Raw genomic sequence first — 13,520 nt, 5'->3', positions numbered from 1 at the left:
ATTTAGATTGATGTTTTTTTCAAAATTTGCGCTAAGATATTAAAGAATGTGCTTTATATGAAGGATTCATCATAATTATTCAAACATCTGCCCGAGGTTGAAAAATCCATAGGATTTCTTGTAGGAAGAAAATAGCTGTTGGTTCCTACTGTTGTAGAAGGTTGCCAGTGAACTCATCATTTTAGCTTTGATCTTTTGGTTACTCTGAAAAATGTCTAAAATAGCATAATTTGGAATTACCCATAAAATTGCCTCTTCTGTATCTACTATCGCTGTATAAATTCTTTTGGAATTTTCCAGCATAGAATTTTCACCAAAAGGTTCGCCTTCTTTGATTTTTATTATGGTTTCAAAATCTTTTCGAATATCAATATTCAATGTTACTTCACCTTTTTCAAGGATATAAAGTGCCTGACTTGGGTCATTCCTGAAAAACACAACCTCATCCTGCACATACTTTCTTTGATGAATAGCAGGCAAAAATCTGGACATTTCCTCATAATTCAGGTGCTTAAAGAATTTTACTTTGCCTAAAAAAGCAAACTTCTCCCGCTCAGCAGGACTGTATGTTTTTCTAAAAGGGTTATTCATCTATATGTTTATTTATATAAAACACCTTTCTGGTACTTGGACTTATCTTGAATCTCTCATCTATTCTAAACCCCAGCAACCACACGATCTTCTCTTTGGAACAAAGCACCTTTACTTTGTTCTTTTTGATCAGCGGCACCTTATTGTCTATTAGATAGTCGCTTATTTTTTTGAAGTTATGCATCCCTAAAGGCATAAATTTATCTCCCTGCTCCCAGGTTCTCAATGTCAAAGGGAAATCAAGTAAATCTAAATCAAGTAAGGCATTCTCTGAAGATCGATCCAAAGGCCTTACAGAATCAAGCTTGGCACAATTGTACCAGGTCTTCCCGTCAAGGGAAAATCCATTTTGTTCTAAATCTATTTCTACGGGTTTATCAATTTCTGGTTGTTTCCCCAGTAGCAAACTATCTCTGTCAATATTGAGCACCCATCCTTCCGATAGAAACTGCTTCCCTGCTTCATGACTGTCTATAGCACACAAGATATCCTCAATTTGGGCATATACAAAACCTTTTTTACTTAACCAGTAAAAAAGTAAGGAGGATCTTCCTGGCGCCCCAAGTAGGCTATTAAAAGGCATGATCTCAAAACCTTCTTTAGAGATCACGTTTGCGCTAATCCACTGGTCAAAAAGATAAAAGAATGCTTTTCCAGTGTCCTTTATTCTATCAAAGCTGTACTGTATCAATTCCGGCCCCTTGGGATCGAATTGATGAAACAAAGGCAATAGCTTGTGACGGACAAAATTTCTTTTGTACACGGTCTTTTCATTGCTACTGTCCTCCCTCCATGTCAAGTTATTTTCATTCAGGTAGGCCAATATTTCTTGTCTAGAAAAAGGCAAAAGAGGTCTTCGTATAAAATCTCTTTTACTACTCATTCCATACACCCCCTCTATCCCTGTTCCTCTCAATAAATTGAGCAATACCGTTTCTATCTGATCGTCAGCATGGTGAGCTACAAGAACTCCCTGTGTGCCCAAACTGGTATTTAGCTCTTCAAACCAACGGTACCTCAATTCCCTAGCTGCCATTTGTAAAGAAACTCCCATTTCCTCCATATAACCAAGGGTATCAAAAACTTTGGTATGTACAGGAATGCCCAATTGCATGGCAAAATTTATCACAAATTTCTCATCTGCATCACTTGCTTCCCCTCTAAGTTGAAAATTACAATGTGCTATCGTTATATTGAAGCCGTTTCTATGGAGCAAGTGCGTCAAAACCACACTATCTATTCCGCCACTGACCGCCACAAGGTAGGGCAATTGCACATCCAAAATTTTATTTTTGCGTACATGATCTATAAATCGCTCCAGCATAAACCAAAAGTACTATTTTATATTAATTTTGCCTCGGAAATCAATTCGAATGACAAAGATCAAATTTATTTTATTTTGTTTACTAACTTCTTTGGTCTTTACAAAGGTCCAAGCCCAGAAGGAGCAAAGCCGTGTGGAAATATTACAAGCAGAGCAACTTTTAGGAGGCAGCGGTTTTGAAAGATTACTGACAGATGTGATTCTAAAACACAAAACATCATTAATCTACTGTGATTCTGCCCATTTCTATTCAGAGGACAACCTTGCCAAACTTTTTGGTAATGTCAAAATTGATGATCAGGAGGATTCGGTCACCGTCACTAGTCGTTATGCAGAGTATGACGGAAACACTCAGCTTGCTTTGTTACGTAACAATGTAGTATTGGTCAATGAAGGCACTACACTATACACGGACTTCCTGGATTATAACCGAGCCAATGGAGAAGCCATATATTTTAATTCCGGGATGGTCAAGGACAGTACCAATGTACTGACAAGTGAAAAAGGGATTTATGAAACCCAGATTGAAAAAATCACCTTCAATAAAAAAGTGGTTTTAGAAAATCCTGATTACACCATGCGGTCCAATTCACTTTTTTACTACACTACTACAAAGATTGCTGAGACAGAAAAGCTCACCAATATCCTTTCAAAAGAGGGAAACAGGTTAAATGCCCAGAAAGGGAGTTTCTACGATACTGAAAATAAAATTTTCAGATTTTATGATGGTGATGTTGAATCAGAGACCAGTATCGTGTACGGTGAGGAACTCTTCTTTGACGAGAATGCACAATACTATGAGGCCAAGGAAAACGTAAGTATTTATAACAAAGAGCAAAATGCTGAAGTCTTTGGAGATGAGGGAAAATATTGGGAAGGGAAGCAGTACTCCGAAGTTTATGGAAATGCCTTGGTTCGAAAATATTTTGAGGTTGACACCTTATTCATGATTGCAGACACCCTTATCTCTCAGGATGGACAAAATGCTGAGGACAAATACACACTTGCATACCCCAACATGCGATTGATAAAAGGAGAATTGGCAGGAAGGGCGGATTCTATGGCCTATATCTACGCAGACTCAACGGTGCATCTTTATACTGACCCAATATTGTGGAACAACAAAAGCCAAATCACTGCTGATAGCATACAGTTTACAATTGCCAATCAGGAAATCGACCAAGCTTTATTGAAGGACAATGCATTTGCCATTACAAGAGATACCATCGCCAATTTCAATCAAATCAAGGGAAGAAAAATGACAGGCTACTTTCTAGATGGAGATATGGAAAAATTGGATGTGGAAGGCAATGGAGAATCATTGTATTTCGCCATTGAGAATGACACTACCATAAAGGGGATAAACAAATTGCTATGCGGGAGAATAATCATGGAATTCAAGGAAGGAACCGTCTCAAGAATTAGCCATACCATAAAACCAGAAGCCTCCTTTACCCCTCCCCATTTATTTGAAAAAGGAGAGCAAAAATTAGAAGGTTTTATATGGAGAGGTGAGGAAAGACCAAATAAAAAACAGATAGATGATTGGCGAACGCCTAAAATAAGAGACAAAAACCGTTATAGCTTCTTTGATGAACCTGAGGTAGAACTGCCTTACCCTGAGAATGATGAAATACAAATTCTTATCGATAATTAATAACTATTAGAGTACATATTACATTTTTATGAAAAAAAATAATTTTATAAATTTTTTTTAACGGCGAAGAATAAAAAAAATTTCATCATTGTTAACATTTTTTAACCCAAACCTACTGATAAAGTGGAACCAATTTGGTATTTTTATACGTATATACTTCTAAAAGAGGAGAGAAATCCACTGTTAACATAAATCGAAATATATAGAACTGAACTCTACATGAAAATATTTTTATCACTTTTAATCACCTTACAATTGTTTGCGCTACAGACTGTAGATGGAAGACAAGTACGTGTGCTTAGTGATAAAATTGAGTTTAGTGGCAAAGTAAATACAACACAGAGGAAAACCCTTATCCTTCAGAATGACTCAAACGAAAGTGCTACGTATTATCTGCGCTATCTTCAGGGAAATGTAGGTTCTTCACAGAACATACTAATCTGCATGGGTGAAAATTGTTTTGATCCAAGAAATGAACTTTCTCAAATTAGGTTTACTCTTGCCCCTGGCGAGGTCGCAACCAATATTTACATAGAATTTGAATTGGGCATTACGCCAACAAAAGGAACCTTCGATTTACATTTCTTCAACACATCCAACCCAAGGGATGCTTTTATTGTGGAAAATGTATACAATGTTACCTCTGATCAACCTACAGACAATGTAAGTCATAAAGATGTGGACATGGGTGAAATATATCCAAACCCAAGCGTCAGAACATCACAGATAGAATACAAAATTAAAAATCCAAATGCCAATGTCAGGGTAGTGATCAATAGCTTTATAGGCAATCCTATTTATGATTTTCATCTGGATGCCAGCCAAGAAACCCTAATAATCCCAGTAACAGACCTGAATCCAGGTACTTATTTCTACACTTTGATCGTTGACAATAAAAACATTGTCACCAAAAAACTCTACGTCAAAAGATAAGAATGAGCAGAAGCAGTAGAACTGCCTTGATAACCAATTATTAATCCATTATATTTGCAGGTCAAATGACAAAAGTACACCAATACATATTTATTTTCCTTGCCTCATTGCTAACTTTCGGTTGTGGTGAATTTTACAAGTTAGAGAAGAGTACCAACTGGGATGAACTCTACGAAGCAGCCAACAGGTACTATGATGAGGGCGAACACAACAAGGCCATAATCCTGTACGACAGGGTATTACCTGTTATCAAGGGTAGTGGAAAGGCAGAGTTAGCAGAATTTAATTATGCTTATGCTCATTTTAGGACCAAGAGATATATTGAAGCAGCAGAATATTTCAAAACCTTTTTTGACACCTATAATCGTTCCCCACTAGCTGAGGAGGCTTTGTTTATGAATGCCTATTCCTTGTATTTGGACTCTCCGGATTTCAATCTGGATCAAAGAAGTTCAAAGGAAGCCGTGAATGCGATCCAATTATTTATGAATCGATTCCCTGAATCTGATTCTTATGAGCGGGCGATTTCTATGATCGACAATCTTCAAAAAAGGTTTGAGGAAAAAGCATTTGAAGAATCCAAAATGTACTATCGCCTCACTGAAGGATTATTTCCAGGTGAGTTTTATAGAGCTTGTATAGTCAACTTTCAGAATTTTGCTAAATCATTTCCTGACAGTGATTACAATGAAGAGTTGGCTTTCAAATTGGTAGAAGTTAGTGCTGCCTATGCTGAAAGAAGTGTTTTTGATAAAAAAGAAGAACGATTCAGTCAGTCCTTGGATTTTGCAAAAGACTTTATGAAAAAGTATCCTGAAAGTAAATACTTAGAAACTGTCAATGAAATTCACGCAGAATCGAAAGAAAAACTGGATGATCATTATGACATCAAGGAAAAGTATGAAGCCAGGACAGCAGAGGCATTAAAAATACGAGAAGAAGAAAAAAAGAATCAGGAAGCTACAGAAGCTTTAAAGAAAGTAGGCAATTAAAAACAATTATATATATGGCTATTAATCCATCAATTATCACCAGAGATTTAGACAAAGTGGCTGAGAAATCAGGAAATCTTTATCAATCCATTTTCACTATTTCTCAAAGGGCCAAGCAGATTTCATCTACAATGAAAGAAGAGCTTAACAACAAGCTTTCTGAATTTGCTTCGACTGTAGACAACCTCGAAGAAGTGTTTGAAAATAAGGAGCAAATAGAAATCTCAAAATTCTATGAAAGAATGCCTAAACCAAGTACTTTGGCTATGGAAGAATTCATGGAAGACAAAGTAATGTTTAGGTTCCCTGAAGAGGAGGAAAGCCAGTCTTAAGATGCCACTATCAGGCAAACGTATTCTACTTGGCGTAACTGGAGGAATAGCGGCATACAAAGCAGCTCATCTAATTCGGTTATTGGTCAAATCACGAGCAGAGGTCAAGGTCATAATGACGACTTCTGCTCTTGACTTTATAACCCCACTTACTCTCGCTACCTTATCAAAAAAACCAGTTCACATTGATTTTTTTGATAAAAAAACAGGAGAATGGATCAACCATGTCGCTTTGGGAAATTGGGCAGACCTTATGGTAGTTGCACCCCTTTCGGCCAACACCTTGGCAAAATTCGCCACAGGACAAAGTGACAGTCTACTAACCTGCACCTATCTATCCTGTACTAGCCCTGTACTTGTAGCACCGGCAATGGATTTGGACATGTATCAGCATCCCTCTGTGCTAGGTAATCTCCAGACACTGGAAGGTTACGGAAATCATGTGATGGAGGCAACATCTGGAGAATTGGCCAGCGGACTGATAGGCCAAGGTAGAATGCCGGAACCAGAATCAATACTTGAGGCCATCATAGGAATACTAAACCCTGACACCGTATTTACTGGTAAAAAATTCTTAATTACCGCCGGACCTACGCAGGAAGCGATTGATCCGGTAAGGTACATTAGCAATCATTCAAGTGGCAGAATGGGTATTTCCTTAGCGGAAAGAGCTGCAGAAAAAGGTGCTAAGGTTACCCTAGTATTGGGGCCTACGGCTTTGAAACCAAAGCCACATCCCAATATAGAGACCATATCAGTAGTGACTGCATTGGAGATGTTTAATGCCACAAAAACCCACCACACTGAATCACAGGTGGTCATATTTTGTGCAGCTGTTGCTGATTACCGATCAGAAAAGCCTTCTGATCAAAAAATCAAAAAGAAAGAAAATGCACTAAATATTTCCCTAATAAAAAATCCAGACATTGCTAAAACCCTAGGTGAAAACAAAAAGCAAGGTCAGGTTCATGTGGGGTTTGCCTTAGAAACAGATGAAGGTTTAGGCAGTGCTGAAAGGAAATTAAACGAAAAAAACTTTGATTTTGTGGTTTTAAACTCCCTACTAGATCCTGAAGCAGGCTTTCAAAAGAACACAAATCAGGTTACCATACTATCAAAAGGGAAGAAAAAAATAAAAACTCCAGTATTGACTAAGGACAAATTGGCCACGCAAATACTAGATAGGATAGCTTCCATTTTAGAAAACCAGAAGTACAATAATGTCGTTTAGTAATTAGCGATAAAAAATTATTTTAATTCCTGTAATTTAGGAAATTGGGTAAATCATCTGATATAAGAAATAGTATACTATAGTATACTCTTCAGATTGTACCTTTACAAAAGCTGCTGAATCAAATTGTAGAAGTTTTAGCAGGTAACGAATGGCAATAGCCCATTTCGGATTATTATGTATTTGGGTTATAATAATTTAAAGATCAAATGATACGTCCGGTAGTTTACTTATTGTTCTTATGTTTATCTATGGCATCCTTTCCGGTGCTATCACAGCAACTCAATTTCACTGTTACCATTAATAGTGAACGTGCCAAAACTCAGGATACAGATATTTTTGATCAGATGAAATCTGCCTTCGAACAGTTTTTGAATGCTAGAAATTGGTCCGATACGGAACTCAAGCCTCAAGAAAGAATAAAAGGCAACTTGTTAATTACCATCAATGACATGCCCCAAGTAGGTTTGTTCAGTGCTACGGTTCAAATTCAAACAGTTCGTCCAGTGTATGGATCCAATTATGAAAGTTTGATTCTAAATTTCGCAGACCGTAACTGGACATTTGAATATACAGAATCACAGCCTTTGGAGTTCAACCAATATTCGTATTTAAATAACATTACTTCATTGCTATCCTACTATGCCTATATAGCACTTGGGATAGATTATGATTCCTTTTCACCAAGAGGAGGAGATTCTTTTTTCGAAACAGCCAACAATATAGTAGCCAATGCCCAACAATCCTCAAATCCTGGATGGAATCAGAACCCGTCAGACAAACGGAACAGGTATTGGCTGGCAAATGATCTGTACAACTCACAGGTTATGGTTCCAGTAAGGGATGCTTATTATCTTTATCATAGGAAAGGGCTGGATTTATTGACTACGAATCCAACAGAAAGCTACCAAAATATCCTGGAAGCCATTAAATTGATACAAGAAGCCAATCAGGTGCAACCAAATAGTATTCTAACGATTAGTTTTATGGATGCTAAATCGGATGAAATTAGCAAGATTCTTAAGGCTGCTCCCATGGAATTGAAGGAAGAAGCCGTAGAAGTATTGCTCAAGGTAGACCCTAACAATGCCAGAAAATACAATGATATTTTGAAAGGATAATCCTCAATTTTGGCTAATTTTGACACCTTAAACGAAACCAAAGCAACATGTTAACCAACCTTAGCATTACCAACTATGCTTTGATAGAAAAATTAGAAATGGAACCCTGTGCCGGTCTCAATATGATCACCGGTGAAACAGGAGCCGGGAAATCCATTATGCTTGGGGCAGTGGGCCTACTATTGGGAAATAGGGCTGATTCCAAAGCATTATATGATGAGCAAAAAAAATGCATTATTGAAGGCGTATTCAATATCCAAAATTATGGTTTAGAAAGATTCTTTGAGAAGGAAGAGTTGGACTATGAATCGGCATGCATTATTCGGCGGGAAATTTCGCCATCGGGAAAATCTCGTGCTTTCATTAATGACACACCTGTAAGGCTGGAAAACCTGAAGGTCTTGGGGAAAATTCTGATGGATGTTCATTCCCAAAATGAGACCTTAATGTTGGGAGCTTCCTCCTACCAGCTCTCGCTGATAGATGCTTTTGCTAAGGTTAGCAAAGAGAAAGAAGCTTATTCTATACAGTATCATGCCTATATCAAAACGCAAAGAAAGGTACGTTTGCTAGAACAAGAAAAGCAGCAATACCAACAGGAAGCAGATTACAATCAGTTTCAGTTGGAAGAGTTGTCAAGTTTAAACTTAGAAGAAGGGGAACAAGCTTCTTTGGAAGCAAAGGAAGAATTATTAAACCATGCAGAAGAAATAAAATCTAGAGCATCCCAAGCACTGGACCACCTTGAAAACGAGGAATTGGGTGCAATGCAACAGTTGGCTGCAGCCAAGCAACACTTTCAATACCTACAAAAATTCGGAAAGAATTTTGAAGATTTAAATCAAAGGTTTGAAAGTTTGCTAATAGAGCTAAATGATATTTTAGAAAGTCTTTCTTTGGAAGAGCAGGAAATCGAAGTAGATTTTGAAAAGTCTGAGTGGGTAAGGGAAAGATTAAGTAAAATCTACCAGCTTCAAAAGAAACATGGCGTACAAAGTGATAAAGAGCTCTTAGAGCTAGCCTCAGCTCTTGCAGACAAGGTTTTTAAAGGAGATCACCTAGAGGAGGAGTTGGCCAATCAACAAATTTTATTAAAAGAAACCAAAGAGAAACTTAGTGCTACGGGCCAAAAGTTGTCAAAAAAGAGACAGGCCATCTTTAATGGTTTCAGCAGAGAGATACAATCCTTATTGGCAAAGTTGGGAATGGAAAATGCTAGGGTGGAAATCCTTCGAAAAGAAGTTCCCGCAAATGAATCAGGTATCGATGATATTGATATCCTATTTTCTGCCAACAAGGGAATTCAGCCTCAACCCATTGGTCAAGTAGCCTCAGGGGGAGAATTTTCACGATTAATGTTTGCCATCAAATATGTAATGGCAGATAAAATGGCCTTGCCTACTCTTATCTTTGACGAAATAGATACAGGGATATCCGGAGAAATAGCCCTACAAATGGTCCGGATGATGCAAGAAATTGCTACCAAACATCAGGTTATCTGCATAAGCCATTTGCCGCAGGTAGCCGCAAAAGGAGAAAAACACTATTTTGTTTACAAAGACAATAGCTCTAAGAAAACAATTAGTAAAATTAAGCTATTGAACCCCGAGGAAAGATTACTTGAAATTGCTAAAATGATTTCCGGGTCAAATCCCTCCACTACAGCCTTTGAAAATGCAAAAGAATTGCTCACGAAATAGACAATCGCATCTCTTTTCTAGAAGCCATGTGGAAAATGTTTCACCCATAATTAGTTAATTTTATAGAATATTATTTAATTGAAGTTGTAAAATCAAAATAATACAATGCCTGAAAATTTATTAAAAGGAAAAAAAGGAATTATTACCGGTGCACTTGATGAAAATTCTATTGCCTGGCATACGGCCTTAAAAGCAAAAGAACAAGGGGCAAAATTTGTCCTTACCAATGCCCCAATTGCTATGCGTATGGGCGCCATTCAGGATTTAGCTGATGAATGTGGAACCATAGTTATTCCTGCAGATGCTACCTCTGTCGAAGACATCGAAAAATTATACGATGAAGCAAAGGAATATTTAGGTGGAAATTTTGATTTCTTACTCCACTCAATAGGTATGTCTCCCAATGTACGGAAGGGAAGATCTTATGGAGACCTGAATTATGATTGGGTACAAAAGTCATACGATGTGTCAGCAGTTTCTTTTCACAAAATGCTCCAAGTGGCAGAAAAGAAAGACATCCTTAATGAATGGGCTTCTGTGATTGCATTAAGTTATATTGCCGCAGAAAGAGCATTCCCTTTTTATAGTGACATGTCTGAAGCCAAAGCCATACTAGAAAGTATAGCTAGAAACTATGGTCTAAGGTATGGGAAAAACAAAAATGTAAGAGTAAATACCATTTCTCAATCCCCTACAAAAACTGTAGCTGGTTCAGGAATTGGGGGCTTTGATGATTTCTTTGATTTTGCGGCCCTAGCTTCTCCTTTGGGAAATGCTTCAGCAGAATCCTGTGCAGAGTACATTGTCACCATGTTTTCCGATTACACCAGAATGGTAACCATGCAAAACCTGTTTCATGACGGAGGCTATTCTACAACAGGCATTACGCAAGAATTAATTGATGCCTACGTAGCTAGTAAAAAGTAAATTGTATACCTACTAAAAAAGCCCCTAAAGCTATCAATTAGCAAGTAGGGGCTTTCTTTTTGTATGCAATATTGTATTTACATTTTTTCAATTTGATCGGCCAACCAATCTCCTACTTCAGAAGTCTTATAGGATTTCTCCCCTTCTGAGAGATCTTCGGTTACGACGCCTTTTTCTAAAGACAGATTTACCACATCTGAAATAGCTTTAGCTTCATCCATTAAATCAAAAGCATATTCAAACATCATAGAAGCTGACAAAACCGCTGCCAATGGATTGGCAATGTCTTTTCCAGCAGCTTGTGGATATGAACCATGAATAGGCTCAAAAAGCTTGGTTTTAAGCCCTATAGAAGCCGAAGGCATCAATCCCATAGATCCACTAATTACAGAAGCTTCATCCGTAAGAATGTCTCCAAATAGGTTTTCAGTAATTAGTACGTCATAAGCTTTAGGCCATTGCACCAATCGCATAGCTACAGCATCAACAAATTCATATTCAACGGTTACTTCAGGATACTCAGGTGCCAAACGCTGAACTGTTTCTCTCCAAAGTCTAGAAGTTGCCAACACATTGGCTTTGTCTACGCAGGTCAAAAGCTTCCTTCTTTTCATCGCAAACTCAAAGCCCATTCTTGCCAATCTCTCAATTTCTTCTACTGAGTATACGCAAGTATCAAAAGCTTTGGTTCCTTGTTCGTTTCGACCTCTTGGCTCTCCGAAATAGATACCACCTGTCAATTCTCTTAAGAAAACCAAATCAGTACCTTCAATACGTTCCTTTTTCAAAGGAGACTTGTGAAGCAATGATGGAAAAGTAAATGTTGGACGAACATTAGAGAAAAGACCTAATTTTTTTCTCATCTCCAATAAGCCCTGCTCAGGTCTCACCTTAGCACTTGGGTCATTGTCGAACTTAGGATGTCCTATGGCACCGAAAAGAACGGCATCAGAGGCTACACAAACCTCATGAGTAGAGTCAGGATAAGGGTTGCCTACCGCATCTATGGCTGCAGCCCCTGTAATGGCTTCTTTAAAAGTAATAGTATGTCCAAATTTCTTAGCGACAGCATTTACTACTTTTACTGCCTGAGCGATTACTTCAGGGCCGATACCATCACCAGGTAATAGGGCTATATTCATTTCCATAAGGATTCTTTTTTTCAGTTTTGTTACTATTTTTGATTTGTTCTATGATATTAAGCATTTTTTCAGTGGCCATCATGGCCGCAATGGTCTGGTCACTGTCCAGCCCTTTGGTCTTGAAAATTCTCCCATTCAAATCCCAGGTAATCACACATTCAACAAAAGCATCTGTTTTTCCTCCTGGAGGAATGCTTATTTGAAAGTCTGTTAATTTAGGTAGCTCCATATCCAACCCCTTGTATATTTTTTTCAGGGCCTTCATGAAGGAATCATATTGTCCATCTCCTGAAGCATTCTGTTCATAATAGTTGTTGAATATTTTCATTCGCAACTGTACAGAAGGCTTTAGGCCTTTGGAGTGCACCATATGGTACCCATCGATGACAATATCTTTATGGATAGAGTTGTTTTGTAACACATCCGAAATGATATAAGGAAGGTCCTCTGTGGTAACCCTTTCCTTTTTATCTCCCAGTTCAATTATTTTCTGCGTTACTTTTGATAATTCTTCTGGTTCTAGAGAAATGCCTAACTCTTCCAGGTTTTTTGAAATATTGGCCTTTCCCGAAGTTTTACCCAGTGCATATTTACGTGTCCTGCCAAAACGTTCAGGAAGTAGGTCACTGAAATAAAGGTTCTTTTTATTGTCACCATCTGCATGAACACCTGCGGTTTGTGTGAATACATTTTCACCAACAACAGGTTTATTAGCAGGAATTCTTAAGCCTGAAAATTGTTCTACGAGTTTACTAATCCTGTAAATTTTATTCTCATTAACATTGAGATGACAAGGGGTAAAATCCTTTAAAACGGCTACAATCGATTCCAGGGGTGCATTGCCTGCACGCTCACCTAAGCCATTTACAGTAGTATGAATACCTTTTGCACCAGAATTGACAGCATGGAGCACATTTGCTACTGAAAGGTCATAATCATTGTGTGCATGAAAGTCAAAATGCAGGTCAGGAAACGAAGTGCAAATCAACTCCATAAATTCCTTAACTTCATCTGGACACAACAACCCCAAAGTATCTGGGAGCATTATTCTTTTGACTGGCTGTTGGGCAAGGAACTGGATCATGGACATTGCATATTCTCTGGAATTGCGCATGCCATTACTCCAATCCTCAAGATAAACGTTTACTTCAATGCCATACTGATTAGCGTAAGCGATGCATTTTTCTATTTCGGAAAAATGAACTTCTGGGGTTTTCTTTAACTGATGAGTCAAATGATTGAGGGAACCTTTAGTGAGTAAGTTCATCACCTTGGCACCGGCCTCTACCATCCAATCCACAGATTTTGGGGTATCTACAAATCCCAAAACCTCAATTTTATCCAAATACCCCTTTTCTTCAGCCCAATTTGTTATCCGTTTGACGCCTTCCAATTCACCCTCTGAAACCCTGGCTGAAGCCACCTCAATGCGGTCCACTCTTAATTCCTCCAACAAAAGTTTAGCTATTTGAAGCTTTTCTGAAGGAAGAAATGACACACCGGAGGTTTGTTCCCCATCCCTAAGGGTGGTGTCCATGATTTCTATTATCTTTTCTCTACGCATTCCCTT

General features: G+C 38.1%; 12 protein-coding genes. 8 read left to right on the top strand and 4 right to left on the bottom strand.

Going from position 1 to position 13,520, the window contains the following annotated elements:
* Positions 1–75: 75 nt before the first annotated feature.
* Both CA2015_RS11520 and tilS read right to left on the bottom strand, forming a co-directional pair.
* Positions 76–591, bottom strand: coding sequence for a Crp/Fnr family transcriptional regulator (locus CA2015_RS11520; protein ID WP_048642047.1), 516 nt, complete (start codon positions 589–591; stop codon positions 76–78).
* Positions 584–1,915, bottom strand: coding sequence for a tRNA lysidine(34) synthetase TilS (gene tilS / locus CA2015_RS11515; RefSeq protein ID WP_048642046.1), 1,332 nt, complete (start codon positions 1,913–1,915; stop codon positions 584–586). Before tilS ends, CA2015_RS11520 begins: the two co-directional genes overlap by 8 nt.
* Before the next feature lie 49 nt (positions 1,916–1,964).
* On the opposite strand from tilS, the gene CA2015_RS11510 reads away from it, so the two are divergent.
* The 8 genes from CA2015_RS11510 (at position 1,965) to CA2015_RS11475 (ending at position 10,808) form a co-directional block, all read left to right on the top strand.
* Positions 1,965–3,572, top strand: coding sequence for an OstA-like protein (locus CA2015_RS11510; protein WP_048642045.1), 1,608 nt, complete (start codon positions 1,965–1,967; stop codon positions 3,570–3,572).
* Positions 3,573–3,791: 219 nt separating this feature from the next.
* Positions 3,792–4,505 (top strand): T9SS type A sorting domain-containing protein, encoded by a 714-nt coding sequence (locus tag CA2015_RS11505; RefSeq protein ID WP_048642044.1) that lies wholly within the window; start codon positions 3,792–3,794, stop codon positions 4,503–4,505.
* A 65-nt stretch (positions 4,506–4,570) separates the two neighbouring features.
* Complete coding sequence (locus CA2015_RS11500; protein WP_048642043.1) at positions 4,571–5,497, top strand: outer membrane protein assembly factor BamD; 927 nt, start codon at positions 4,571–4,573, stop codon at positions 5,495–5,497.
* Positions 5,498–5,511: 14 nt separating this feature from the next.
* Positions 5,512–5,829 carry a DNA-directed RNA polymerase subunit omega gene (locus CA2015_RS11495; protein WP_048642042.1) on the top strand — a complete coding sequence of 106 codons (318 nt, stop codon included), beginning with the start codon at positions 5,512–5,514 and terminating at the stop codon, positions 5,827–5,829.
* Position 5,830: 1 nt separating this feature from the next.
* Positions 5,831–7,060 (top strand): bifunctional phosphopantothenoylcysteine decarboxylase/phosphopantothenate--cysteine ligase CoaBC, encoded by a 1,230-nt coding sequence (coaBC, locus tag CA2015_RS11490; RefSeq protein WP_048642041.1) that lies wholly within the window; start codon positions 5,831–5,833, stop codon positions 7,058–7,060.
* A gap of 209 nt (positions 7,061–7,269) precedes the next feature.
* Positions 7,270–8,181 carry a type IX secretion system protein PorD gene (gene porD / locus CA2015_RS11485; RefSeq protein ID WP_048642040.1) on the top strand — a complete coding sequence of 304 codons (912 nt, stop codon included), beginning with the start codon at positions 7,270–7,272 and terminating at the stop codon, positions 8,179–8,181.
* 47 nt (positions 8,182–8,228) lie between these two features.
* Positions 8,229–9,881 (top strand): DNA repair protein RecN, encoded by a 1,653-nt coding sequence (recN, locus tag CA2015_RS11480; RefSeq protein WP_048642039.1) that lies wholly within the window; start codon positions 8,229–8,231, stop codon positions 9,879–9,881.
* Between the two features lie 105 nt (positions 9,882–9,986).
* Positions 9,987–10,808: an enoyl-ACP reductase FabI gene (locus CA2015_RS11475; protein ID WP_048642038.1), complete on the top strand. Its 822-nt coding sequence runs from the start codon at positions 9,987–9,989 to the stop codon at positions 10,806–10,808.
* Positions 10,809–10,885: 77 nt separating this feature from the next.
* On the opposite strand, the gene leuB is transcribed toward CA2015_RS11475, so the two are convergent.
* Both leuB and CA2015_RS11465 read right to left on the bottom strand, forming a co-directional pair.
* Positions 10,886–11,956 (bottom strand): 3-isopropylmalate dehydrogenase, encoded by a 1,071-nt coding sequence (gene leuB, locus CA2015_RS11470; RefSeq protein WP_048642037.1) that lies wholly within the window; start codon positions 11,954–11,956, stop codon positions 10,886–10,888.
* Positions 11,925–13,514 (bottom strand): alpha-isopropylmalate synthase regulatory domain-containing protein, encoded by a 1,590-nt coding sequence (locus CA2015_RS11465; protein ID WP_048642036.1) that lies wholly within the window; start codon positions 13,512–13,514, stop codon positions 11,925–11,927. The genes leuB and CA2015_RS11465 overlap by 32 nt, the downstream gene beginning before the upstream one ends.
* Between the last annotated feature and the right edge of the window lie 6 nt (positions 13,515–13,520).

The organism is Cyclobacterium amurskyense (genome assembly GCF_001050135.1).
GTDB lineage: Bacteria > Bacteroidota > Bacteroidia > Cytophagales > Cyclobacteriaceae > Cyclobacterium > Cyclobacterium amurskyense.
This window is presented reverse-complemented; position numbering and strand designations above follow the sequence as displayed.